Below are 22,128 nucleotides of genomic sequence, written 5' to 3'. Positions count from 1 at the left end.
ACAGCGGTCCGTCAGTCGGTGCTGTCGCTCCCGAGCAACAGGCGAGACTCGAGCGCGGCATACCGGGCCTCCGACTCCGCGTCAGGTGCAAGCACCGACACCAGCACCCCGGTGAGGAACGACAGCGGGATGGTCACCAGCGCGGGGTTCTTGAGCGGGAACAACGCGCTCGTTTTGTGCAGGAGGTCCACCTGTACGGCCGGGGAAAGCGCAATCAGCACGAGGGTGGCCGTGGTCCCCACCACCATGCTCGCGGCGGCGCCAGCGGTACTGGTGCGGCGCCAGAACACGCTGAGGACCAGTGCCGGGAAGTTCGCGCTGGCTGCGATGGCGAAGGCCAGCCCCACCATGAACGCGACGTTCTGCCCCTTGAACGCCATGCCGAGGGCGATGGCGACGAGGGCAAGCCCGATCGTGGCGATGCGAGCGACCTTGAGCTCCTCGCCGGGCTTGGGGTGCCCCTTTCGGATGACGCTTGACCATAGATCGTGGGAAATCGCGGCGGCACCCGAGAGCGCCAGCCCGGCGACCACCGCGAGGATGGTGGCGAAGGCCACGGCGGCGATGAAGCCGAGGAAGGGCCGCCCGCCCAGCAGTTCGGCCAGCATGGGCGCCGCCATGTTGCCGCCCGCGTCGATGCTCTTGATCACGGACGGGCCCACCAGCACCATCGCGCCGAAGCCGAGGATAAACGTCATCAGGTAGAACACCCCGATGAGTCCCGTGGCGATAAACACCGATTTCCGCGCCGCCACTGCGTCGGGTACGGTGTAGAAGCGCATCAGAATGTGGGGCAGGCCAGCGGTGCCAAACATCAGCGCGAGCCCCAGCGAGATCGCGTCCCATGGGTTGCTCACCAGCTTGCCGGGAGCGAGCACGCCCGCGCCGTGCAGACGCGCCGCCTCGGCAAAGAGCGCACGCGGGTCGAACCCGAACCTCGATAGCACGAGCAGCGCGAGCATGGCCGCACCACCCAAGAGCAAGACGGCCTTCACGATCTGCACCCAGGTCGTGGCGAGCATGCCGCCAAACAGCACGTAGGCCATCATTGCCGCACCCACGATCATCACTGCCGTCTCGTACGGAATGCCGAAGAGCAGGCGAATGAGGCTGCCGGCGCCCACCATTTGCGCGATGAGATAGAACGCGATCGTCGCGAGGGTTCCGTAGGCGGCGCTGATGCGCACCGGCGTGGGAGCGAGGCGCGCGGCGACCACGTCCGCGAACGTGTACCGCCCGAGGTTGCGCAGCGGCTCGGCGATCAGGAAAAGCACCACGGGCCACCCCACCAGCCAACCGGTCGAGTAGATCAGCCCGTCGAAGCCACTGGTGGAGACCAAGCCTGCAATACCGAGAAAGCTCGCCGCGCTCATGTAATCGCCGGCGAGGGCGAAGCCATTCTGCCCGGCCGTGACCGAGCGACCGGCGGCATAGAAGTGTTCGGCGGTCTGCGTACGGCGGGCGGCCCACCAGGTGATGCCGAGCGTGATGCAGATGAAGACGGCAAAGAAGCCGATGGCGACCGGATCTGGGGTGCCGAATGAGGTGGCCGGCGTCATCGCGTGCGCTCCGAACGTGAGGATGTCGTCCCGTGGTGGGCGCGCAGGGCCGCGAGCGCGGGATCATAGACGCGATTGGCCCACGATACGTAGCGCCAGGTGAGCAACCAGGCCGCCACGATCACCAGGGCGCCCAATACGATCCCCACGGAGAGCCCCTCGCTCACGCGCTTGGCGAGCAGCCCTGGTTGGAAGGCCACCAGCGCAATGAAGCCGAAGTACACGAGCACCATGCCCATGGTGAGCACGGCGGCGACTTTCCATCGCTGAGCCGCGACGTGGCGGGTCGCTGCGAGGGCGGCGACGGTCGGCGCTGCCGCGGCGGCAGGGCGGGGCACAGGAGTTCCGGGCGTCATGGCGCGCGAAGCTACACCCCGGCACGCTACTCCGAAAGCCGCATGGGTGGCTAGGATACAGGGGCCTGCCGTGGCAGGCCCTCACTGCGTCTGCACAACCCCAGGTTGCCCGTGACCATTCGCCAGATCATCTCCGTCGGTGCCCTCGTCAATGCGCTCGTGGCGACCTATCTCCACCTGTGGAAGATCGGGCTCGCCGGCTCGCTCGCCTGCGGGGGCGGACATGGCTGCGAATACATCCAGGGCAGTCGCTACGGCTGGTTCCTTGGCGTCGACGTGGCGCTCATCGGCGCGGTCGGTTACGCGGTGCTGTTCCTTGTGGCTGCCGTCGGATCCCTGTCACGGTTCGAGGACGAGAAGTGGCCCGTGCGCATCATGCAGGGGCTCATCTTCTCAGCCTTCGCCTTCACCCTGCGCCTGAAGTACGGCGAGTTCCTCGTGCTCAAGGGCTTCTGCCCCTGGTGCGCCATCTCGGCCGTCTCCATCACCGCGTTTACCGTGCTGATCGTGCTGGAGTGGAGGCGTACGCAGCGGGTACATACGGCCCACTGATGGCGGCCCACTGATCGTGGCACGCTGATCACGGCACGCTGATCACGGCACGCGGGCGCCGTGGTTCAGGGTACCTCGGCGTCACCCACCATGACCGCGAACCAGCGCTCCATTTCGGGGCGGACCGGGTAGCCGGGCAGTGTGCGTACCACCCGCCCGTTGCGATCGACCGACACGAAGGTGGGCGTGCCCGAATAGCGGAACGTGAGCAGCACCTGTTCCGCGCTTCCTACCGGACCGACGAGGCGTGCGCCCGTGACCTGTTCCTTCGCCACCATGGGGACGCCTTCGGCGGCCCCTTCGAGCGTGAGGAGCGTGAGGCGTGGGAGCGGCCGGCCGGCGGAGAGCTCGCCGAGGTCCTTGAGCGCCTTCTTGCACCAACCGCAGGAGCGCGAGCTGAGCATCACAATGGTGGGTTCGCCCTTGGGTACGAGCGGTACCACCTTGCCGTCGACCGTGCGCGCGGTGGCGGTACCAATCGATGCCTGCGCCAGCGGCGCCGTCGAGGGCGCGGTATCAGTTCCGGCCACCACCCCGTGGTCGCGCAGCAGGTTCACGGTGGGGACGTCGCTGGTCAGGCGCTTCACGATCAGCACCGAACAGCTCAGCGCCACCAACCCCAGGACGAGCGTGCCAACGCTCATCACGCCGCGACGGGGGGCGGTCACTCGCCCGCGCCCATGGGCGCGCCTTGGGGAGTAAGGTGTACTCTTCATGGTGATGACGGAATATACCCCGACTCCCGAGGCGTTGCTCCGCACGCTCAATGTCGAAGCGCACTTGGCCGATCCGTCGATCAAGCAGGCGTTCGTAACGCCCATGTTCGACATCATTGCGCCACGCTACGACCGGTTCACGCGCTGGTTCTCCCTCGGCATGGACGTCACATGGAAACGCGAGGCGATGGACGCCGTGCGCGAGTCGGCGCGCGCCGTGCGCCCGGTGCAGCGGGCGCTCGACCTCGCGACCGGCACCGGTGACCTCGCGGTGGCGCTCGCTCGGCTGTGGCCCATGGTAACAGTGGAGGCACTCGACGCCTCGCCACGTATGATCGAGCAGGCGGAGGCGCGACTCGCGCGCCGCGACGCCGACGTGGCCGAGCGTGTGCGCCCCGTGGTAGGCGACATGATGGCGCTCCCGCAGGAAGATCGGGTGGTCGATGTGGTCACCGCGAGCTATGCGGTACGCAACGTTCCGGACGCGCGCATCGCCGTTCGCGAAATGGCGCGCGTGCTGCGCCCCGGCGGCGTGCTGGTCACCCTCGACTTCTACCGGCCACGGTTCGCCCCCTGGCGCGGGCTCTTCCTCACGTACCTGCAGATCGCGGGCGACTTCGTGGGGTACCTCTGGCACCGCGATCCGGTGGTGTACGGCTACATCGCGCGGAGCATCGACCACTTCATGAGCCACGAGGCATTCAGCGACCTGCTGCACGAGGAAGGCTTCGATGTGGTGAGCGTGCGGCCATATCTGTTCGGAGGCATTGCACGCCATGTAGCGCGCAAGCGGGGCTGAACGCGCCGGACGTTCACCCGCGATAGCTGAACGCCTGCGCGATGATCCAGTCGTCCTCGAGCTGCCAATGCGCCTGCACGCGGAGCTCGCCGTCGTGCAACTCCGGCAAGTGCAGCGTGACCTCTGCCTCGCCGTCGGTGCGCAGCGCGAGCTCGACCTCGGTAAAGCGCACATAGCGCTCCACGAACGGGTCGATGGCCTTGTACACCGCCTCTTTAATGGCGAAGTGTACGAGCGTGTGTTCGCGGGCCGCGAGCTCGTCGCGGCATTGATCGAGGGTCGCGAACTCGCGCGCCGTGAGAATCTTTCTCGCGATCGAAGGACGCGCGAGCTCGTTGCCGGTCGGGCGCCGTTCGAGATCGAGGCCCACGTGCTGCAGGCCGTGCGCACGCGGCGCCACCGCCGCCATGGCCACCGTCCGCTTGTGCGTGATCGATCCCGACACCGAGGCCGGTAGAACCGGGGCACCGCGGGCCGTGCGCAGGATGGCCATCTCGGGTGTGTCCACGAGCCCCGCTTCGGCAGCCGTGTGCAGCGCCTCGCGCATGGCGAGACGTCCCGCCACGAACGTGGCACGCCGCAGCTCCGGGAGACCGCGGGCCATCGAGGCTTCGAGCGGATGCAACCGGTTCGCCGCGACCAGCTCGTCGAGCAGGGTGGCCCAGCTGCCGTCGGCGGGAACGGACGGAACCGGAGAGCGGGTAAGGACGGTCGAAGCGCGGGCCATACCGGAAAGTTACGGAGTCCCGGTGCATTTGTGTGAGTCGGCGATCACTATACACGCGTGTCCGAATCGCGCACCGCTCCCGACGCCTCCTCCGGCCATCCCCACGGGCCCCTCGTGTCGCCCGCACAGGCGTGGTACGCGGTGGCGGTCCTCACGCTTGCCAACGTGTCGGGGTTCATGGATCGGCAGATCCTCAACCTGCTGGTGCGTCCGCTCCGTCGCGACTTTGGGCTGAGCGACACCGAGGTGAGCCTGCTCATGGGCCTCAGTTTCACGGTTTTCTACTCGGTCCTGGGGCTGCCGATCGGACGCTGGGTGGATCGGGGGGCACGCCCGCGAATCGTCGCGCTCGGTGCGGCCATCTGGAGCCTGCTCACGGCGATGACCGGCAGCGCGCGCACGTTCGGGCAGCTCTTTGCCGCCCGCATCGGGGTGGGGGTGGGCGAGGCCACGCTGGGGCCGGCCGCGGTGTCCATTATCGCCGATCATTTCCCGCGGAAGCATCTCGCGTCGGCGATGAGCGTGTACCAGATGGGCTCGTTCACCGGCGCCGGGCTCGCGTACGCGCTGGGCGCGTTCGTGGTCGGGCGCGTGGACGTACCGGGGCGGATCACGTTGCCCTGGGGCGCCGAGATCTTCCCGTGGCAGACGGTCTTCTTCTGGGTGGGGCTGCCCGGACTGCTGGTGGCGCTGCTGGCGCTCACGATCCGAGAGCCGCGCGGCGAACGCACCACTGGCCCCCGCGACGCCGAGATTCCGCTCGGCGACGTGCTGCGCTATATGCGCACCAACGTGCGCACCATCGGGGCGATGTCGTTCGGCTTTGCCTGCGCACTCAGCGTGAACTTCGGCGTGGGTGCGTGGCTCGCCACCTTCCTCGAGCGTACGCACCACTGGACGATTCAACAGGCCGGGATGCTGCAGGGGGCCCTCACCTTCTTCGTTGGGCCGGCCGGTGTGCTCCTCGGCGGGCGCCTGACCGATGCCTGGGCACGTCGCGGGCTGGTCGATGCCCCCTTGCGTGTCGGTATGGTGGGCGCGGCCGGCATGCTCGTGAGCGCCGGCCTCTATCCGATCGTACCATCGGTCCCACTCGTGGTCGCGCTGCTCGTGGCGGTCAACGTGTTTGCTGCCCTGCCGTGGGGCGCCGCCAGCGCCGCGGTGGCCGAGGCGATGCCGCCGCGCATGCGAGGGCAGGGCAGTGCGGTGTACCAGCTGATCGTGAACCTGGTGGCTGGCGTGTTGGGACCCACCGCGGTGGCGCTGCTCACCGACAAGGTGTTTGGCGATCCGCTGGCGGTGCGCTACAGCCTTGCGATCCTCGCGGTGGTGGGGATGACGCTCGTGTTGGTGCTGCTGGCCTGGGCGCGGCCGGCTTTTGTGAAGACGGTCGAGCGCCTCAAGGTCGCGGACTGACCCGCCTCAGCTCCGGATCCGGTTCGCGGTCCTCCGCATCGTGGCGTGCTGTGTGGCGCCGGTCACGCATGCTCCGGGGAAGTAGGGGGTAGGGCGTGCGGCGGCCAGTCGCCCCGCGCAACCGCGCACCGGATATCTTTATCCGGTTGATATTCCCGTAGTCTGCACCTCCAGCCGTCAGGTCATGCTGCTTCTTCAGTCGCTCCGTTCGTTCGCGCGCCGCACAGTTCCCGTCCTCGGGACCGCCGCGCTCCTTTCCGCCTGCAGCTCTTCCGACAACGTGGCTCCCAACATTCCGTCCAACCCTGCCGTTGAGACGTATGCCCCGATCACCGGCGTGAACATCGCCCAGATGACCAAGCGCAACGACAACCTGTTCGTGCAGGATGTCGCGGTCGGCACCGGCGCTGAGGCTGCAGCCGGCCGGACGGTGGACATGCGGTATACCGGGTACCTCGTGAACGGCTCGATCTTCGATACGAACGCGTCGGGTGGTCGCCCCGTGCTCACCTTCGTTCTCGGCGCCGGCCAGGTGATTTCCGGTTGGGACCTCGGAGTGGCCGGCATGAAGGTCGGGGGCAAGCGCAAGCTCGTGATCGGTAGCGCGCTGGCGTACGGCAACCAGTCGCCCGATACGCGCACGATTCCCAATAACGCCACGTTGGTGTTCGACGTGGAACTGCTCGCGGTCCGCTGATGCGATCGCTGCTCCTGCGCGGACTGCCCGTCGGCCTCATGGCCGGCGGGTTTTTCGTTGTGGCCGGTATGGCGCCTGCCGCGCGCGCCACGGGGCCCGCCACCAGGGCCGCCGCACGTCAGGCGTTCGACGTCCTTGTCGTGAACGGTCGCGTGATTGACGGGACCGGCGCGGCGGCGCGCGTAGCCGATGTGGGCATTCGCGGTGATCGTGTCGTGGCCATCGGCGACTCCTTGCCGCGTGGTGGGGCGCGTCGGGTGATCGATGCCACGGGCCATGTGGTGAGCCCCGGCTTCATCGATCTGCACGCGCACCTCGAGCCGCTGCTCGACATGCCGCTCATGGAAAGTGCGCTGCGGCAAGGGGTGACCTTTGCGCTGGGTGGCCCCGACGGCGGATCGCCGCTGCCACTCAAGCCGTACATGGACAGTGTGCGCGCCGCGGCGCCCGGCATCAACGTGGGCTATCTCGTGGGGCACAACGATATCCGTCGCGAGGTGCTGGGCATGCAGGCGCGCGCCCCCAATGCCGCGGAGCTCGCACGCATGCAGCAGCTCGTGGCGACCGCGATGGGGCAGGGCGCATTCGGGCTCAGCACCGGGCTGCTCTATCTCCCCGGCACCTACTCCAATGTCGAGGAGGTGATCGCCCTCTCGAAGATCGCTGCTGACAGTGGCGGCATCTATACCAGCCATCTGCGCAAGGAAGGGTTGGGGCTGTTCGAGGGGGTGGGCGAGGCGCTCGAAATCGGCCGCCGCGCAAAGATTCCCGTGGTGCTTACGCACCACAAGGCGGTGGGACAGCAGATGTGGGGAAAGAGCGTGATCACGCTCGCCATGGTCGACAGTGCGCGAAAGGCGGGCACCGACGTGATGATCGACCAGTATCCGTACACCGCCACGCACACCAACCTCGGCGTGCTCGTGCCATCGTGGGCCATGGCCGGTGGTGATGCGGCGTTCCGCCAGCGGCTTGCGATACCGGCCGTCAAGGACAGCATCGTGCAGGGGATCATCTTCAATATCCTCAACGATCGCGGCGGCGGTGATCTGGCCCGCGTGCAGTTCTCGCGGGTGAATTGGGACAAGTCCCTCGAAGGAAAGACGCTCAAGGACTGGGCCGCGCGCCGCAACCTGGCGCCCACGCCGGCGAACGGCGCGGCGCTCGTACTGGAGGCGATGCTGAAGGGCGGCGCCAACGCGATCTACCATGTGCTCGACGAGGGCGACGTGCGTCGCATCATGGCCAGCCCCCACACGATGATCGCCAGCGACGGGCGTCTGTCGCGTCCCGGTGATGGACATCCGCACCCGCGCGCCTACGGCACCTTTCCGCGCGTACTCGGCGAATACGTGCGGACCCAGCAGGTGCTGTCGCTCGAAACGGCGATCCACAAGATGACGCAGATGCCCGCCCGTCGCCTCGGGCTTGCCGACCGTGGCGTGTTGCGCGAAGGGGCCATCGCCGACGTGGTGATCTTCGATCCCGCCGTGGTACGGGACCGGGCCACGTTTACCGAACCGCACCAGTACCCGTTGGGCATTCCCTACGTGCTGGTGAACGGCACGCTGTCGGTCGACGGCGGCAAGGCCACCGGTGTGCGTGCCGGTCGGGTGATCACACGCCGCTGACTCACGATGTTCGCTCCACCCTTCAACCCCTCCCCCATGCGAACCCGCCTGTCTCTTTCCGTTCCCCTCGTTGCCGCGTGCGTGTGCATGCCTGTGCTGCTCCCCGCGCAATCGTCCGGCACACCACGCGGCCTCGATGACACCGATGTGATGCGCATCAAGTCCGTCGGCGGCGTCGCGCTGTCTCCGGACGGTGGCAAGGTGTTGTACACCGTCTCGGCGTGGGAGCATCCTGCCGCCCGCGGTGACACGGCGCTCGGCGACCGGCACGAGCGCCGCTCGCACGTGTGGATCGTGCCCGCCGCTGGCGGATTGCCGCGGCAGCTCACCTACGGCGAGCGCGGGGAGTCGCAGCCGGCCTGGTCGCCCGATGGCCAGACGATCGCCTTCGTGGCCGCGCGCGGCACCGGCACGGGGGAGGACGCCCCGCGGCCGCAGCTCTGGCTGCTCCCCGCGGACGGTGGTGAGGCGCGCCAGCTCACCACGGCGCGCGATGGGATCAGCGGCTACAGTTGGTCGCCCAACGGTGCGCACATCGCCTACGTGACCAGCGATACGCTCACGCGCGAGCAGGAAGCGAAGCGCCGCCGCCGCGACGATCCGCAGGTCTACGAGGGCGACTTCCGGTTGAATCATCTGTGGGTGATCGAAGTGGCCAGCGGCAAGAGCACCAAGATCACGAGTGGGGCACTCACCGTGAGCGGCGCGCCACACTGGTCGCCCGACGGCGCCAAGCTCGCGTTCTCGGCGTCACCCACGCCGATGATCCGCGACGAGCGGCGCGACGCCTACGTGGTGGACGTCGCATCGCTGCGGCTCGACAAGATCAGTGCCGGCAGCGATGTGGAGAGCACCCCGCAGTTCTCGCCTGATGGCCGCACCCTCGCCTTCACGATGCTGCCGCACGAGTTCGCGCCGCACAAGGACGGCATCATGCCGCGCACGCTGCGCAACGCGCGCCTGGTGACGTTCGACCTTGCCACGCGGGCGCTCACGAACCTGGCGCGCCCGGACTTCGATGTGAGCCCGGGGCAGCCGCGCTGGAGCCCCGATGGCAAGCAACTCTGGTTCACCGCCAGTGACCGGGTGTATCAGTCCCTTTACGTGTATGATGTCGCGTCGAAGGGTTACACCAAGCGGTCCCGCAATGCTCTGGTGGGCGGATTCTCCGCGAGCGCGGATGGCAACACGCTGGCGCTGGCGATCGACGCGTCGGATATGCCCGGCGAGGTCTACGTGCAGCGTGGTGCCGGCTGGGCCCCCACGCGCGTCACCACGACGAATCCATGGCTTGCCGAACGGGCGCTGGGAAAGCACGAGGTCATCACGTGGAAGTCGAAGGACGGCCGTGACGTGGAAGGGGTGCTGCTCTATCCGGTCGGGTATCAGCCTGGCGCGCGTGTGCCGCTGCTGGTGAGCGCCCACGGTGGTCCAACGGGTGCGCACACCAACGGATTCAAGGGCGGCTCGAGCCCGGGCCAGACCTACGCCGCACGTGGGTGGGCGGTGCTCTATCCGAATCCGCGTGGCAGCACCGGGTATGGTGAGTGGTGGATGCACGCCAACACCGGCGATTGGGGCGGCGGTGACTACCGCGACATCATGACCGGCGTGGATGCGCTCATCGCGCGTGGCGTGGCCGACTCGTCGAAGATGGCCTTTGAGGGGTGGAGCTACGGCGGATACATGACGAGCTGGGTGGTGTCGCAGACCGGGCGCTTCAAGGCCGCGATGATGGGGGCGGGCTTGCCGTCGCTGCTGAGCATGGCGGGGACGACCGACATCCCCGGCTACATCAACACCTTCTTCGGTCAGCCGCAGTACGACGGTTCGATCGTCAACGCCAACATCCGCAAGTATCTCGAGCGCTCAGGTATCTCGTACAGCGACAAGGTCACCACGCCGCTGCTGATCCTGCATGGCGGCAACGATGAGCGCGTGCCGATCGGACAGCCCATGGAGTTCTACCGGGCCCTCAAGGATCGCGGCAAGACCACCGAACTGGTGTTCTACCCACGCGAAGGCCATGGCCTCAGCGAGTGGTACCACCAGTTGGACCGCATGAAGCGGGAGTACGAGTGGATGGCGCGCTTCACCCTCGGCGCGGGTACCAAGACGGCCATGTGACTGAGGGGCGCGCGCTGCAGCGGAACGGCACCGCGCGCAACGTTCCGGTGACACACCCGCATGGGGACACGCCTACCGTGTCCCCATGCTCGCCGCCGCTCCTTCCGCCGCCGTACTCGGTATCGACGCCCTCGACGTCTTGGTCGAGGTGCATGTAGCCAACGGGCTACCTCAGTGGACGCTTGTCGGACTGGCAGCGACGGCGGTGAAGGAGAGCCGCGACCGCGTGCACGCGGCGCTGGCCAACAGCGGATTCACCGTTCCGGCTCGGCGCATCACGGTGTCGCTCACCCCGGGTGAACTGCCCAAGACCGGCACCTCGTACGACCTGCCCATCGCGCTCGCACTGCTGGCCGCCAGCGGGCAACTCCCCCCCGACGTGCTCGCCGCGACATGCGCGGTGGGTGAGTTGGGCCTCGACGGGCAGGTGCGCGCGGTGCGTGGGGTGCTCGCCGTGGCGCGGCATGTGGCCGCGACCGGCGGGACCCTGCTCATCGTGCCACCAGACAACCTGGCCGAGGCGATGCGCGTCCCTGCCGCTCGCGCCATGGCGCCACGCACCCTCGCGGAGCTGGTGGCAGCCCTCCGCGACGGCACGGCCCGCGCCCATCCGCGTGGGCCCCTTACCGTTGCCCCGCAGGACGAGACCCCGGATCTCTCCGACGTGGTGGGGCAGGCGTTTGCGGTACGCGCCCTCGAGATCGCCGCTGCCGGGGCCCACAACCTGCTGATGGTGGGTCCTCCCGGTGCCGGGAAAACGATGCTCGCGCGGCGCCTGCCAGGCATCCTGCCAGCACTCGACGATCAGGAAGCGCTGGAGGTGCTCGCCATTCACTCAGTGGCCGGGTTGCTGGGACCCTCCGATCAGCAGCTGCTCAGTCGCGCCCGTCCGTTCCGCGCCCCGCATCACTCGATCAGTACGGCCGGGCTGGTGGGGGGCGGTGGCTTTCCACGCCCGGGGGAAGTGAGTCTCGCTCATCATGGCGTGCTCTTTCTCGACGAGCTCTCGCTCTTTCCGCGGCACACGCTCGAGGCCCTCCGGCAGCCGCTGGAGGATGGGAGTGTGGTCGTGGCCCGCGCCGCGCGCGCCCTGCGCTTTCCCTCGCGCTTCGCGCTCATCGCGGCAAGCAATCCGTGCCCCTGCGGCTATGCTGGGTGCGACGACAAGCCGTGCCGCTGTTCGGTCGCTGAGCTCGAACGGCATCGCGCCCGCTTGAGCGGGCCGCTCACCGATCGCATCGATCTCCATGTGCATGTGCAACGGGTTCCGCCGGCGATGCTGGCACAGCACGCACAGGAGTCACCTCCGGAATCATCGGCGACTGTACGGGCCCGCGTGCAGCGGGCACGCGAACGGCAGCGCGCCCGGTACGCGCATACGTCGGCGTCCGTGACCCCAGGCCGTGCGCACACTGGTGGGAGCGGCACCACCAACGCCGCCGCCCCGGCCCGCCTCGTGGCGCCCGCCGCCCGCATGGAGCCAGCCGCCCGCGCCCTACTCGTGCGCGCCGCAGACAAGCTCTCGCTGTCGGCCCGCTCTTTTCACCGCGTCGTGCGGGTCGCGCGCACCATCGCCGATCTCGACGACGAGGAGACCGTCGCCTCGCAGCATATCGGCGAAGCGCTCCGCTTCCGGCCGGTGGATCCGGCCGATCGGCACGATGAACCGCTGGCCAGCACCCTGCCGCTGCCGGACGGCAAGCCATAGCTTCCGCTCGTCCGTCGCCGGGCCGAGGGTCCGCGCCTGCTGGTCGTGTTCCTCCGTCCCGGTTTCCCTGTGGGTTGTCTCACGCGCATCGGTTGTGCGGTGGTTCTCGTGGTCGGTGGTGCTGCCGGCTACTGGCTCTACGGTGATCGCCTGCCGTCGGTCCTCTCGCGTGCCGCCAGCGGCGCGGCAGACAAGGTCACCGATGCCGCGGTTCGCACGAGCGAGCGCCTCGACAGCGAAGAGGGCGCGCGGATTGCCGCTGAGCAGGAAGCTCGTCGTCGGGCTGCCCGCGAAACGCGTGACCGTGCGCTGGGCTGGGTGGCCGTGACCGCCGAGCAGCCAGCGCCACCCATGGCGACGCGGCTCGCGCCCCTCCGGCGGCGCGCAGGGCCTGCCTACGTGTCCCTCACCGCCCAGGAGGCGGCCGGACTGCTCACCCCCCTGCTACAGCAGCTGCCCCCGTCGGCGGTGACCGCGCAGTACGCCCTCGACGATAATCAGCTACTGCTGCGCACCGCTGTGTCGCTGAGCGATTTCACCGGACAGAGCGCCGTGGGCGCCCTGCTCGGCAAGGCCCTCGTGGGAGAGGACACGCTCTTCCTCGCCGGGCCGCTCGAGCCGGTTCGCCCTGGGCTGGCGCAACTCCGGGTGCGCGAACTGCGTCTGAAGGGGATCGAGGTCCCCACGCGCCTCATTCCGAGCCTTGTGGCGGCGCTGCGGGAACGTGCAACGGCCGCAACGGTACAGAAGGGAGCCGGTGGCAACGCCGACAGTGGCCCCACGCCCGACGCGCTGGCGAGCGATGCGCTCCCCGTGCTGCTGCCGGCCGTGGTGGGTGACGTGCGCGTCGTGAAGGGAAAACTCACCCTCTATCGCGCCGGTGCCTCCCCATCCAAGCCCAATAGACCATGAGCCGTCGCGTCCTCGTCATCGATGACGAACCGGGAATCCGTCAGGCCCTCGGCCAACTCCTCGAGTACGAAGGCTTCGACGTGCAGACCGCCAATGGCGGCAGCGAAGGGATCGGCGTGTACGACCGTTTCCGGCCGCAGCTCGTCTTTCTCGATGTGAAGATGGCGGGGCTGGATGGCCTCGAAGTCCTCAAGCGTCTGCGTCAGGCCGATCCCACGGCGACCGTGGTGATGATCAGTGGGCACGCGACGATCCAGACCGCGGTGGAGGCCACGCAGCTCGGCGCGTACGATATCCTCGAAAAGCCGCTCGACACCGACCGTGTGCTGGTGCTGCTGCGCAATGTGTTCGAGAACCGTGCGCTCAGCGAAGAGAACGCGCGCCTCCGCGAGACGATCGAAAGCCGCTACGAAATCGTGGGGCGTTCGTTCGGCATCCGCGCCGTGCTGGATCGGATCGACAAGGTCGCGGCCACGCCGGCGCGCGTGCTCATCACCGGCGAGAATGGCACCGGAAAGGAGCTCGTGGCGCGCGCCATTCACCGCGGGTCCCCGCGCGCGAAGAAGGCCTTCGTGGAGGTGAACTGTGCGGCCATTCCGAGTGAGCTGATCGAGAGCGAACTGTTTGGCCACATGAAGGGCTCGTTCACGGGCGCCATCAGCGACCGCGCCGGCAAATTCGAGCAGGCCGACGGCGGCACGCTTTTCCTCGACGAGATCGGCGACATGAGCGCCAACGCGCAGGCCAAGGTCCTGCGCGTGCTGCAGGACGGCGTGGTTACGCGTATCGGCGGCAACAAGCCCATTCAGGTGGACGTGCGGGTGCTGGCGGCCACCAACAAGGATCTGGCGGAGGAGATCGCGGCCGGACGCTTCCGTGAGGATCTGTACTATCGGCTCAACGTGGTGCCCATCGCCGTGCCCGCGCTGCGCGAGCGGCGCGAAGATATCCCGCTGCTCGTTGTGCACTTCCTCCAGCAGTTGGCGGTCCGTGATGGCCTGCCGGCCCGTGGCATTGCCGACGACGCACTGCATCGCCTGCAGGAGCTCGATTGGCAAGGCAATGTGCGCGAGCTCCGCAACACGGTCGAGCGGCTCGTGATCTTGGCCAGTCAGGCCACCATCAGCTCGACCGACGTCGATCGTCTGGTGGGCCGGCGGGCCTCCGAACCGGCGGGGTTGGGCGGACTGCTTGATGTTGCCACGTTTGAAGAGTTCAAGCAGGCGGCCGAGCGAGCCTACCTGCTGGCCAAGCTTCGGGCCTTCGACTGGAACGTGAGTGAAACGGCACGCGTGCTGGACATGCCTCGGTCGAATCTGTACAAGAAGATCGAGCGATATGCCCTGCAGCGTGAGACCACCGAGTGACGCGGCCGTGTGAAACATGGCGTGGCCGACGCCGGTAGTGTCTGTCACACCCATACCCGTGCACCGGCATGACTGACTGGGACAAGGAACTCGCCAAGATCGATAAACAGCTCGCGTCCATCTCCGACGAGGAGCTCATGAAGGGTGCGCCCTCCGTGGTCCTGGGCAAGGGCGGGGCGCCGGCACCGAGGGCGCTGCCTCCCACGAAGGCCAATGCCGCCGCTGGTGCCACCCTGTCCATGCCGACTCCCTCGGGAGGGAAGCCGTGGATGGCGTGGGTGAAGGTGCTGGTGGCGGTCGCCGCCGCCGTCGGGCTCATGTTCTGGCCGTGGCCGGTGCGTTGTGGCGCACCATTGCTCGGCTTCACTGCCGCAACGGGCGGGGTAGCGTTGCTGGGGGTGTGGAGCGCCATCGCTACCTGGCGTCACCGGCTTGGCGGGGCGCACGTGGCCGCGCTCCTGGTGACGGGCTGGGGGCTGGCGCTTGGCGCGCGGGAGGTGCTGCCGCGCGTGGGGTATGCCGTGGCAAGTGCCGAGCGACCGGCGCAGTGGAGCTGTGGCGGCACCCGGTAGCGTCCCCGGGGCCCCGTGGCGCTGCGCGCTCGTTTCGGTGGGATAGATTTCCGGGATGACCACCACCTACAAGAACTTCATTGCCGGTCAGTGGGTCGCCCCCTCCACTGATGCCTGGTTCGAGAATAGGAACCCCGCAGATCAGGACGACCTGATCGGGCTGTTCCCTGCGTCTGGCGCTGCAGATATCGATGCCGCCGTGGCGAGTGCGCGCCGTGGATTCGAGATCTGGAAGCGCACGCCGGCGCCCGCGCGCGGTGACGTGCTGCGTCGGGTGGGCGATCTCCTTGCCTCGCGTAAGGAGGAGCTGGCCGACATCATGACGCGCGAGATGGGCAAGCCGCTCGCCGAGACGCGCGGCGATGTGCAGGAAGGCATCGACACCGCGTACTACGCCGCGACCGAGGGGCGCCGTCTCTTCGGTCACACCGTGCCGAGCGAGCTCGCCAACAAGTGGGCGATGAGCATGCGGCGACCGATCGGCGTGTGCGGCCTCATCACGCCCTTCAACTTCCCGCTGGCCATTCCCACGTGGAAGGCGTTCCCCGCGCTCCTGTGCGGCAATGCCGTGATCCTCAAGCCGGCCGAGGACGTGCCACACACCAGCACGGTGCTGGTGGAGATTCTGCTCGAGGCCGGCCTGCCCCCCGAGGTGATCCAGCTCGTGCACGGCATGGGCGAGGTGGTGGGGAAGGCGCTCGTGGAGCATCCCCACGTGCCCGTTATCTCGTTCACCGGCAGCACGGAGACCGGCCGTTTCGTGGGTGAAACGTGCGGGCGCATGCACAAGCGCCTCTCGCTCGAGATGGGCGGCAAGAACGCGCAGATCGTGCTTGATGATGCGGACCTCGACCTTGCGCTCGACGGCGTGCTTTGGGGAGCCTTTGGTACCACCGGCCAGCGCTGCACGGCGACCAGCCGGCTCGTGCTGCAGGCCGGTATCCACGACGCGTTCGTGGCACGGCTCACCGAGCGTGCGAAGGGGCTGCGCCTCGGCGACGGACGCAAGGCAGGCACTGACGTTGGACCGCTCGTGAGCGAGGCGGCTCGTGCGAAGGTCGAGCGCTATATCGAAATCGGCACGCAGCAGGGCGCCTCGCTGGTGTGCGGTGGCGCGCGGGCCGTTGGCGGGGCGCTCGATCGCGGCTTCTTCTTTCAGCCGACCATCTTCACGAACGTGACGGCGGGTTCCCGTCTCGATCAGGAGGAGATCTTCGGGCCCGTGCTGTCCGTCATCAAGGTGCGCAGCGCGGAAGAGGCGTTCGCGGTGAACAATGGCGTGCGCTACGGCCTGTCCAGCTCGGTGTACACGAGCAACGTGAACGTGGCGTTCCGGGCACTGCAGGAGCTCGACAACGGCATCACGTACGTGAATGCGCCCACGATTGGCGCTGAGGCGCATTTGCCGTTCGGTGGCGTGAAGGAGACCGGCAATGGGCACCGCGAGGGAGGCTGGGAAGTGTACGAGTTCTACTCGGAAACCAAGGTCGGCTACGTGGACTACTCGGGCGCCTTGCAGCGCGCCCAGATCGACAATTACTGAGGCACCAGGTCGCGCCGGTGCCGATCGCGGAACGGGAGCCGTTGCGCTGCGTTCCGTGAACGGCCATCGGCGCCGACGCTGGCGCTTCGGGTGCGCGCGAGCGGTGGGTGGCGTCCGGTTCCGTTTCGCCCGATTCCATGCGGGCGGTACCATGGCTCGCGCGCATTCGCTGGGAACGCATCGGAAAGGCGGTCCGCTACCGTCCACGCAATAACCCCGGGGAATTCACCGGGTGGTGCGTTGACGAACGCCGGTGCATCGGTAAGGCTTAATGGTCGCGGAAAATTCGCGCCTTGGCAGGACACCGCGTTCCCCTCCCGCGCGGTGGCAAAAATGCGCCACTCAGCACCCGACCCGGTCGACCATGGCAGTCACTCCCACGAAAAAGAAGGCGTCGTACGAAGAGGGCTCCCTCGACCAGTATCTGCGTGACATCAGTGCGTATCCGCTGATTTCGCGTGAGGAAGAGGCGGAGCTCGCACGACGCATTCGCGTAGGGGATCAGGATGCGCTCGATAAGCTTGTCCGGTCCAACCTCCGCTTCGTGGTGAGCGTGGCGAAGAAGTATCAGAATCAGGGGGTATCGCTCTCCGACCTGATCAACGAAGGCAACCTGGGGCTCATCCGCGCCGCCCATAAGTTTGACGAGACGAAGGGCATCAAGTTCATCTCGTATGCCGTGTGGTGGATCCGCCAGGCAATTCTGCAGGCGCTCGCGGAGCAGTCGCGCATTGTGCGCGTGCCGCTCAACCGCGCCGGTACGCTGCACCGGATCGGCAAACGTGCCAACGCGCTGCTGCAGGAGCTCGGGCGCGAGGCGACCCACGCCGAGATCGCCGAAGGTATGGACATCACGGAGGAGGAAGTCGCCAAGACGATGTCCATCTCTCAGGTACACCTGTCGCTCGACGCACCGCTGACCCCCGGCGAGGACAATCGCCTGCTCGATTATCTCCCCGATACGCAGCACCCCACGCCCGATGAGCAGACCTTCGAGAAGGCGCTGACGGAGGCCATCGAGGAGTCCCTCGGCGGCCTCAAGGAGCGCGAGTCGAAGATTCTGCGCCTCTATTTCGGCATCGACGGCGCTGAGCCGATGACGCTCGAGGAGATCGGGTCGCTGCTCGGGATCACGCGCGAACGCGTGCGGCAAATCAAGGAGAAGGCGCTCTCGCGTCTCCGGCACGTGAGCCGCTCCCGATCGCTGGAAAGTTTCCTCGGCTGATCTACCTGCTAGATTGATCGCTTCCGGCCCCGGCATCCGCCGGGGCCTTGTGCTACCCGGGACTCACATCATGGCTTCCAACTACTCGTTCGATGTCACCACCGGCTGCGATCTGCAGGAGGTGGATAACGCGGTCAATCAGTCGCAGAAGGAGGTCACGCAGCGCTTCGACTTCAAGGGGTCGCACGTGCTCATCGACTTCCAGCGCGGCGAGAACCTGATCAAGCTCGAGGCCGAAGGCGAAATGCGGCACACGGCGCTCATCGATGTGCTGCGCGGCAAGTTGATCAAGCGCGGCGTGAGCGTGAAGAACCTTGAATTCACCGATCCCAAGCCGGGCAGCCACGAGATCCTCCGCTCCGACGTGAAGCTCAAGATGGCCCTCGACGCCGAGACGGCGAAGAAGGTCACCGCCGCGATCAAGGAGGCGAAGCTCAAGAAGATCACGGCCAGCATTCAGGGCGAGCAGGTGCGCGTGACGAGCCCCGACAAGGACGCGCTGCAGGAGTGCATCGCGATGCTGCGGAAGGGCGACTACGGCGTGGAGCTGCAGTTCGGCAATTTCCGTTAGCATACGGGGCCCCGCGAACGCTGGTGCCGCCCGTCCGGTCGGGCGCGCGGGCGTCGCGGGCGTCGTGGGCGTCGTGGGCGTCGTGGGCGTCGTGGGCGTCGTGGGGGCCCGTTCCGCGCCGACAACGGCTAGATTTGGTGGATGCTCAAGTTCGGTCTGGTCACCCTCGGGTGCGATAAGAATACGGTAGACTCCGAGCGGTATCTGGCGGACCTGGTTGCCCATGGCGCCGAGCCGGTGCAGGACCTCGGCGACGCCGACGTGATCGTGGTCAACACCTGCGGCTTCATCGACGCGGCCAAGGCCGAAAGCATCGAGGCCATCGTTGATGCGGCGCGCCTCAAGGACGAGGGCCAGGTCAAGGCGGTGTTTGCAATCGGCTGCATGGTCGAGCGCCACAAATCCGAACTGGTAGAGGCGCTCCCCGAGGTCGATGTCTTCCTCGGCAACTCCGAGACCGATCGTCTGGTGCCGGAGCTGGTGGAGCGTGGCCTGTTGGGTGGCTCACTCGTGGAGCACCCGGGTGTGCGCCTCTTCGGCGGTGACCTGCCGCACGTGCGCTACCTCAAGATCTCCGAGGGGTGCGATCACGGCTGCGCGTTTTGCGCCATCCCGCTCATGCGCGGCAAGCACCGCAGCTTTGCGTTGTCCGATCTCGTGCGCGAGGCGCAGCTCCTCGAGGCCCAGGGGGCTCGCGAGATCAACCTCGTGGCACAGGACCTCGCGCACTATGGGCGCGATCGCCGCGACGGCAAGGCGCTCCCCGACTTGCTCGAGGCACTGGTGCGGGAGACCACGATTCCGTGGATCCGCAACATGTATCTTTATAGCACCGGCATCACGCCGCGGCTGTTGGAAGTGATCGCCGCCAATGACCGGATCGTGCGCTGGCTCGACACCCCCATGCAGCATGGCGCCGACGCGGTGCTGGCCCGCATGCGGCGCCCCGAGCGGCAGAAGACCATACGGGAACGGCTCGCCCAGTATCGCGCGATCGTGCCCGACCTCGCGGTGCGCACCAGCGTGATTGTGGGTTTCCCGGGGGAAACGGAAGACGACTTCCTCACGCTGTGTGATTTCCTCGAGGAGATGCAGTTCGACCGCGTGGGAGTGTTCACCTACTCGCCACAGGAAGGCACGCGGGCGTACAGCATGGAGGACGACGTGGCCGACAGCATCAAGCAGGAACGCAAGGAGCGCGTCGAGGAACTCCAGCGCAGTATCACCGCGTCGCGGTACGAGCGGTTCCTTGGCCGCGAGGCGCGCGTGCTGCTGGAGCGTGCCGGTGAGCAGGCGGGGCGGTGGATCGCGCGTGCCCCGTGGCAGGCCGACGACATCGACGGCGTGATGCACGTGACCATCCCGCCGTCGCTCCTCGAGGCCGCGGCCCCGCGTCTCATGCCCGGCGCCTTCGTTGATGTCCATGTCGACCACGTCGTCGACGATTACGATTTCACGGCCACGCTGCGGCGCATTGCTGACGCACCGGCGATGGCCACCCCCGTTCGCTCCGCCCGCGCCTTGCCGCTGGTGGGCATCGACCTCACGTCTGCAGGGAGCTTTGGCCGATGACGTCTCCTTCCGCGCTGCTCACCAACAACGCGCGTTCCGCCGAGATCATGGCGCGGGCGCGCGGGCGTTTTCCCGGCGGCGTCAATTCGCCGGTGCGCGCCTTTCGCGGGGTCGGGGGCGAGCCGTTTGTGGCGGCGCGCGGCAAGGGGGCCCGCGTGTGGGATGCCGACGGCAACGAATACATCGACTACGTGCTGTCGTGGGGCCCGCTCGTCCTGGGGCACGCCCCCGACGTGGTCCTGGAGGAGGTGGCGCGCGTGATGCAGCTGGGCACGAGCTTCGGCATGCCCACCGAGCGCGAGGTCGAACTCGCTGACCGGATCGCCGAGCGGATGCCGCATCTCGAGATGGTGCGCTTCACCAGCAGCGGCACCGAGGCCGCGATGAGCATCGCCCGGCTGGCCCGTGCCATCACGAAGCGGGAGTACATCCTCAAGTTCGAGGGGTGCTACCACGGACATGCCGACGCCTTCCTCGTGAAGGCCGGCAGCGGGGTGGCCACGCTGGGGCTCCCCGACAGCCCGGGGGTACCGGACGCGCTGGCCAAGCTGACCCTCACCTGCGCATACAACGATCTCGAGGCGGTGGAGCGCATTGCGCGCGAGGTACCGCTGGCCGCGATCATGCTCGAGCCGATTGTGGGGAACGGCGGTTACATCGAGCCCACGGCCGACTTCATTCCGGGGCTGCGCCGCATCGCTGACGAAACGGGGGCCTTGCTCGTCTTTGATGAAGTCATGACCGGCTTCCGCATTGCCTACGGTGGCGCCGCCGAGCGCTTTGGTGTGACCCCCGACCTTACCGCGCTCGGGAAGGTGATCGGTGGGGGGCTGCCCGTTGCGGCCTATGGTGGCAAGCGCGAGTTCATGGAGCACATCGCCCCCACGGGACCGGTGTATCAGGCCGGCACGCTTTCCGGCAACCCGCTGGCGATGGCCGGCGGCCTTGCCACGCTGCGGGCGCTCACGCGTGAGGTGCACGACGGCATCACCGCGCAGACCGCGAACCTCGTCCAGGGGATGCGCGATCTTGCGGCCCGCCACGGCGTGCCGTTCACGGCGAGCCACAGCGGGTCGATGTGGGGCTTCTTCTTCCGCGACGGCGTCGTGCGCACGTTCGAGGAGGCCAAGACCTGCGACGTGGCGCTCTTTAAGCGTTTCTTCCACGCGGCACGTCGCCGCGGCGTGAGCCTCGCGCCCAGCGCGTTTGAGGCGGCCTTCATGTCGGCCGCCCACGGACCGGCGGACATCGCCGAAACGCTGAACCGCCTCGACGACGCGCTGGGCGCCGCCCTCGCGCAAACGGAGTGACGCTATGACCCGCTCCCCATGACCACTCCTCCACGCATGGCCGAGGGGCGGCGCGCCCTCGGCCTCTGGCGTGATCCTGTGGCACGGGGGCTGCCCGTAATGCTCGCCGGGGCGGTGGTCGTGGCGGCGGGCGCGGGACTGGCCTGTGCCCCGCGGCAGGCCGCCGTGCCGCCTGCGGCGTCGGGGCGGGAGGCGGCGGAGACGCGGGAGATGCCGGGGCGTCTTGCCCGGGATCGGGTGGCGATGGTGGCCATTGCGGGGCGCCTGACGGAAGCGCCCGTGAGCGCCACCGGGCGCTGGCGAATCGACGAGCAGGGCGGACGCGCGGCGCTCGTGAAAGGGCGTGGCGGTGAGCCCTGGCGGGTAGAGCAGAAGAATGGCCTGCTGCGGGTGGCCGGCGAGGGGGGGGATGCCACGCCGTGGCGGGAAGGCCCGTTCGTGGCCCGTCCGCTCGACAATGCGTTGCTGCGCTACGGTAACCGCCGGTTCCGCGGAGCCCTCGTCTTCACCGCCACCGACAGCGGCGTGATGGTGGTGAACCGGTTGCCCGTCGAGGAATACCTGCGTGGCGTGGTGCCGCTGGAGATGCCCGCCCGCGGCCCGATGGACCGTGCGGCGCTCGAGGCGCAGGCGATCGCTGCACGCAGCTACACGTACCGGCGGGTGCCAAGCGGCGTGGTGAACGAGCCGGTGGTGGGCTTCAACCTCGTCGCGACCGTCCAGAATCAGGTGTACGGCGGCGTGGATGCGGAGCACCCGGTGGTGAAC

General features: G+C 67.9%; 20 protein-coding genes. 16 read left to right on the top strand and 4 right to left on the bottom strand.

Annotated features, from left to right (window positions below; all coding sequences use genetic code 11):
• Positions 1–11 precede the first annotated feature (11 nt).
• Both ACIQ51_RS07420 and ACIQ51_RS07415 read right to left on the bottom strand, forming a co-directional pair.
• Entirely contained in the window at positions 12–1,559 is a 1,548-nt protein-coding gene (locus ACIQ51_RS07420; RefSeq protein WP_396204392.1) for a sodium/solute symporter, read from the bottom strand.
• Positions 1,556–1,915: a DUF485 domain-containing protein gene (locus tag ACIQ51_RS07415; RefSeq protein WP_396204391.1), complete on the bottom strand. Its 360-nt coding sequence runs from the start codon at positions 1,913–1,915 to the stop codon at positions 1,556–1,558. The genes ACIQ51_RS07420 and ACIQ51_RS07415 overlap by 4 nt, the downstream gene beginning before the upstream one ends.
• A 111-nt stretch (positions 1,916–2,026) precedes the next feature.
• Here ACIQ51_RS07415 and ACIQ51_RS07410 point away from each other — a divergent pair, with 111 nt between their 5' ends.
• The gene (locus tag ACIQ51_RS07410; protein WP_396204390.1) at positions 2,027–2,467 is read left to right on the top strand and encodes a vitamin K epoxide reductase family protein; all 441 of its coding nucleotides are present in this window, start codon (positions 2,027–2,029) and stop codon (positions 2,465–2,467) included.
• 65 nt (positions 2,468–2,532) lie between these two features.
• Here the strand turns inward: ACIQ51_RS07410 and ACIQ51_RS07405 are convergent, their stop codons facing one another.
• Positions 2,533–3,135: a TlpA family protein disulfide reductase gene (locus ACIQ51_RS07405; RefSeq protein ID WP_396204389.1), complete on the bottom strand. Its 603-nt coding sequence runs from the start codon at positions 3,133–3,135 to the stop codon at positions 2,533–2,535.
• A gap of 52 nt (positions 3,136–3,187) precedes the next feature.
• Here ACIQ51_RS07405 and ACIQ51_RS07400 point away from each other — a divergent pair, with 52 nt between their 5' ends.
• Positions 3,188–3,982 carry a ubiquinone/menaquinone biosynthesis methyltransferase gene (locus ACIQ51_RS07400; protein WP_396204388.1) on the top strand — a complete coding sequence of 265 codons (795 nt, stop codon included), beginning with the start codon at positions 3,188–3,190 and terminating at the stop codon, positions 3,980–3,982.
• A gap of 13 nt (positions 3,983–3,995) precedes the next feature.
• Here the strand turns inward: ACIQ51_RS07400 and ACIQ51_RS07395 are convergent, their stop codons facing one another.
• Complete coding sequence (locus ACIQ51_RS07395; protein WP_396204387.1) at positions 3,996–4,709, bottom strand: 4'-phosphopantetheinyl transferase; 714 nt, start codon at positions 4,707–4,709, stop codon at positions 3,996–3,998.
• A 57-nt stretch (positions 4,710–4,766) separates the two neighbouring features.
• On the opposite strand from ACIQ51_RS07395, the gene ACIQ51_RS07390 reads away from it, so the two are divergent.
• The 14 genes from ACIQ51_RS07390 to ACIQ51_RS07325 form a co-directional block, all read left to right on the top strand.
• Positions 4,767–6,125, top strand: a complete 1,359-nt coding sequence (locus ACIQ51_RS07390; protein ID WP_396204386.1) for a spinster family MFS transporter — start codon at positions 4,767–4,769, stop codon at positions 6,123–6,125.
• Between the two features lie 184 nt (positions 6,126–6,309).
• Positions 6,310–6,822, top strand: coding sequence for an FKBP-type peptidyl-prolyl cis-trans isomerase (locus tag ACIQ51_RS07385; RefSeq protein ID WP_396204385.1), 513 nt, complete (start codon positions 6,310–6,312; stop codon positions 6,820–6,822).
• Positions 6,822–8,453 (top strand): amidohydrolase family protein, encoded by a 1,632-nt coding sequence (locus ACIQ51_RS07380; RefSeq protein WP_396204384.1) that lies wholly within the window; start codon positions 6,822–6,824, stop codon positions 8,451–8,453. Before ACIQ51_RS07385 ends, ACIQ51_RS07380 begins: the two co-directional genes overlap by 1 nt.
• A gap of 87 nt (positions 8,454–8,540) precedes the next feature.
• The gene (locus ACIQ51_RS07375; protein ID WP_396204383.1) at positions 8,541–10,580 is read left to right on the top strand and encodes a prolyl oligopeptidase family serine peptidase; all 2,040 of its coding nucleotides are present in this window, start codon (positions 8,541–8,543) and stop codon (positions 10,578–10,580) included.
• An 85-nt stretch (positions 10,581–10,665) separates the two neighbouring features.
• A complete protein-coding gene (locus ACIQ51_RS07370) occupies positions 10,666–12,288 on the top strand; it encodes a YifB family Mg chelatase-like AAA ATPase (protein WP_396204382.1) in 1,623 nt (540 codons plus the stop codon).
• A 99-nt stretch (positions 12,289–12,387) separates the two neighbouring features.
• Positions 12,388–13,200, top strand: a complete 813-nt coding sequence (locus tag ACIQ51_RS07365; RefSeq protein ID WP_396204381.1) for a hypothetical protein — start codon at positions 12,388–12,390, stop codon at positions 13,198–13,200.
• Entirely contained in the window at positions 13,197–14,567 is a 1,371-nt protein-coding gene (locus tag ACIQ51_RS07360; protein ID WP_396204380.1) for a sigma-54-dependent transcriptional regulator, read from the top strand. The genes ACIQ51_RS07365 and ACIQ51_RS07360 overlap by 4 nt, the downstream gene beginning before the upstream one ends.
• 68 nt (positions 14,568–14,635) lie before the next feature.
• The gene (locus ACIQ51_RS07355; RefSeq protein WP_396204379.1) at positions 14,636–15,139 is read left to right on the top strand and encodes a hypothetical protein; all 504 of its coding nucleotides are present in this window, start codon (positions 14,636–14,638) and stop codon (positions 15,137–15,139) included.
• Positions 15,140–15,194: 55 nt separating this feature from the next.
• Positions 15,195–16,682 (top strand): aldehyde dehydrogenase family protein, encoded by a 1,488-nt coding sequence (locus ACIQ51_RS07350; RefSeq protein ID WP_396204378.1) that lies wholly within the window; start codon positions 15,195–15,197, stop codon positions 16,680–16,682.
• Positions 16,683–17,046: 364 nt separating this feature from the next.
• Entirely contained in the window at positions 17,047–17,907 is an 861-nt protein-coding gene (locus ACIQ51_RS07345; RefSeq protein ID WP_396204377.1) for an RNA polymerase sigma factor RpoD/SigA, read from the top strand.
• A 70-nt stretch (positions 17,908–17,977) separates the two neighbouring features.
• Entirely contained in the window at positions 17,978–18,478 is a 501-nt protein-coding gene (locus ACIQ51_RS07340; protein ID WP_396204376.1) for a YajQ family cyclic di-GMP-binding protein, read from the top strand.
• A 141-nt stretch (positions 18,479–18,619) separates the two neighbouring features.
• Positions 18,620–20,050 (top strand): 30S ribosomal protein S12 methylthiotransferase RimO, encoded by a 1,431-nt coding sequence (rimO, locus tag ACIQ51_RS07335; RefSeq protein WP_396204375.1) that lies wholly within the window; start codon positions 18,620–18,622, stop codon positions 20,048–20,050.
• Entirely contained in the window at positions 20,047–21,360 is a 1,314-nt protein-coding gene (gene hemL / locus ACIQ51_RS07330; RefSeq protein ID WP_396204374.1) for a glutamate-1-semialdehyde 2,1-aminomutase, read from the top strand. Before rimO ends, hemL begins: the two co-directional genes overlap by 4 nt.
• An 18-nt stretch (positions 21,361–21,378) precedes the next feature.
• A partial coding sequence (locus ACIQ51_RS07325) for a SpoIID/LytB domain-containing protein (RefSeq protein ID WP_396204373.1) occupies positions 21,379–22,128 on the top strand: 750 nt, incomplete at its 3' end.

Source organism: Gemmatimonas sp. (assembly GCF_044344655.1).
Taxonomy (GTDB): Bacteria; Gemmatimonadota; Gemmatimonadetes; order Gemmatimonadales; family Gemmatimonadaceae; genus Gemmatimonas.
Note: the sequence above shows the minus strand (reverse complement) of the source record. Positions and strands in the feature narration are given on the sequence as shown.

Bases quoted from the DNA above. Each gene is read 5' to 3' on its own strand.
- ACIQ51_RS07420 (WP_396204392.1), bottom strand. From the start codon at position 1,559: ATGACGCCGGCCACCTCATTCGGCACCCCAGATCCGGTCGCCATCGGC.
- ACIQ51_RS07415 (WP_396204391.1), bottom strand. From the start codon at position 1,915: ATGACGCCCGGAACTCCTGTGCCCCGCCCTGCCGCCGCGGCAGCGCCG.
- ACIQ51_RS07400 (WP_396204388.1), top strand. From the start codon at position 3,188: ATGACGGAATATACCCCGACTCCCGAGGCGTTGCTCCGCACGCTCAAT.
- ACIQ51_RS07395 (WP_396204387.1), bottom strand. From the start codon at position 4,709: ATGGCCCGCGCTTCGACCGTCCTTACCCGCTCTCCGGTTCCGTCCGTT.
- ACIQ51_RS07385 (WP_396204385.1), top strand. From the start codon at position 6,310: ATGCTGCTTCTTCAGTCGCTCCGTTCGTTCGCGCGCCGCACAGTTCCC.
- ACIQ51_RS07380 (WP_396204384.1), top strand. From the start codon at position 6,822: ATGCGATCGCTGCTCCTGCGCGGACTGCCCGTCGGCCTCATGGCCGGC.
- ACIQ51_RS07375 (WP_396204383.1), top strand. From the start codon at position 8,541: ATGCCTGTGCTGCTCCCCGCGCAATCGTCCGGCACACCACGCGGCCTC.
- ACIQ51_RS07370 (WP_396204382.1), top strand. From the start codon at position 10,666: ATGCTCGCCGCCGCTCCTTCCGCCGCCGTACTCGGTATCGACGCCCTC.
- ACIQ51_RS07360 (WP_396204380.1), top strand. From the start codon at position 13,197: ATGAGCCGTCGCGTCCTCGTCATCGATGACGAACCGGGAATCCGTCAG.
- ACIQ51_RS07355 (WP_396204379.1), top strand. From the start codon at position 14,636: ATGACTGACTGGGACAAGGAACTCGCCAAGATCGATAAACAGCTCGCG.
- ACIQ51_RS07350 (WP_396204378.1), top strand. From the start codon at position 15,195: ATGACCACCACCTACAAGAACTTCATTGCCGGTCAGTGGGTCGCCCCC.
- ACIQ51_RS07345 (WP_396204377.1), top strand. From the start codon at position 17,047: ATGGCAGTCACTCCCACGAAAAAGAAGGCGTCGTACGAAGAGGGCTCC.
- ACIQ51_RS07340 (WP_396204376.1), top strand. From the start codon at position 17,978: ATGGCTTCCAACTACTCGTTCGATGTCACCACCGGCTGCGATCTGCAG.
- rimO (WP_396204375.1), top strand. From the start codon at position 18,620: ATGCTCAAGTTCGGTCTGGTCACCCTCGGGTGCGATAAGAATACGGTA.
- hemL (WP_396204374.1), top strand. From the start codon at position 20,047: ATGACGTCTCCTTCCGCGCTGCTCACCAACAACGCGCGTTCCGCCGAG.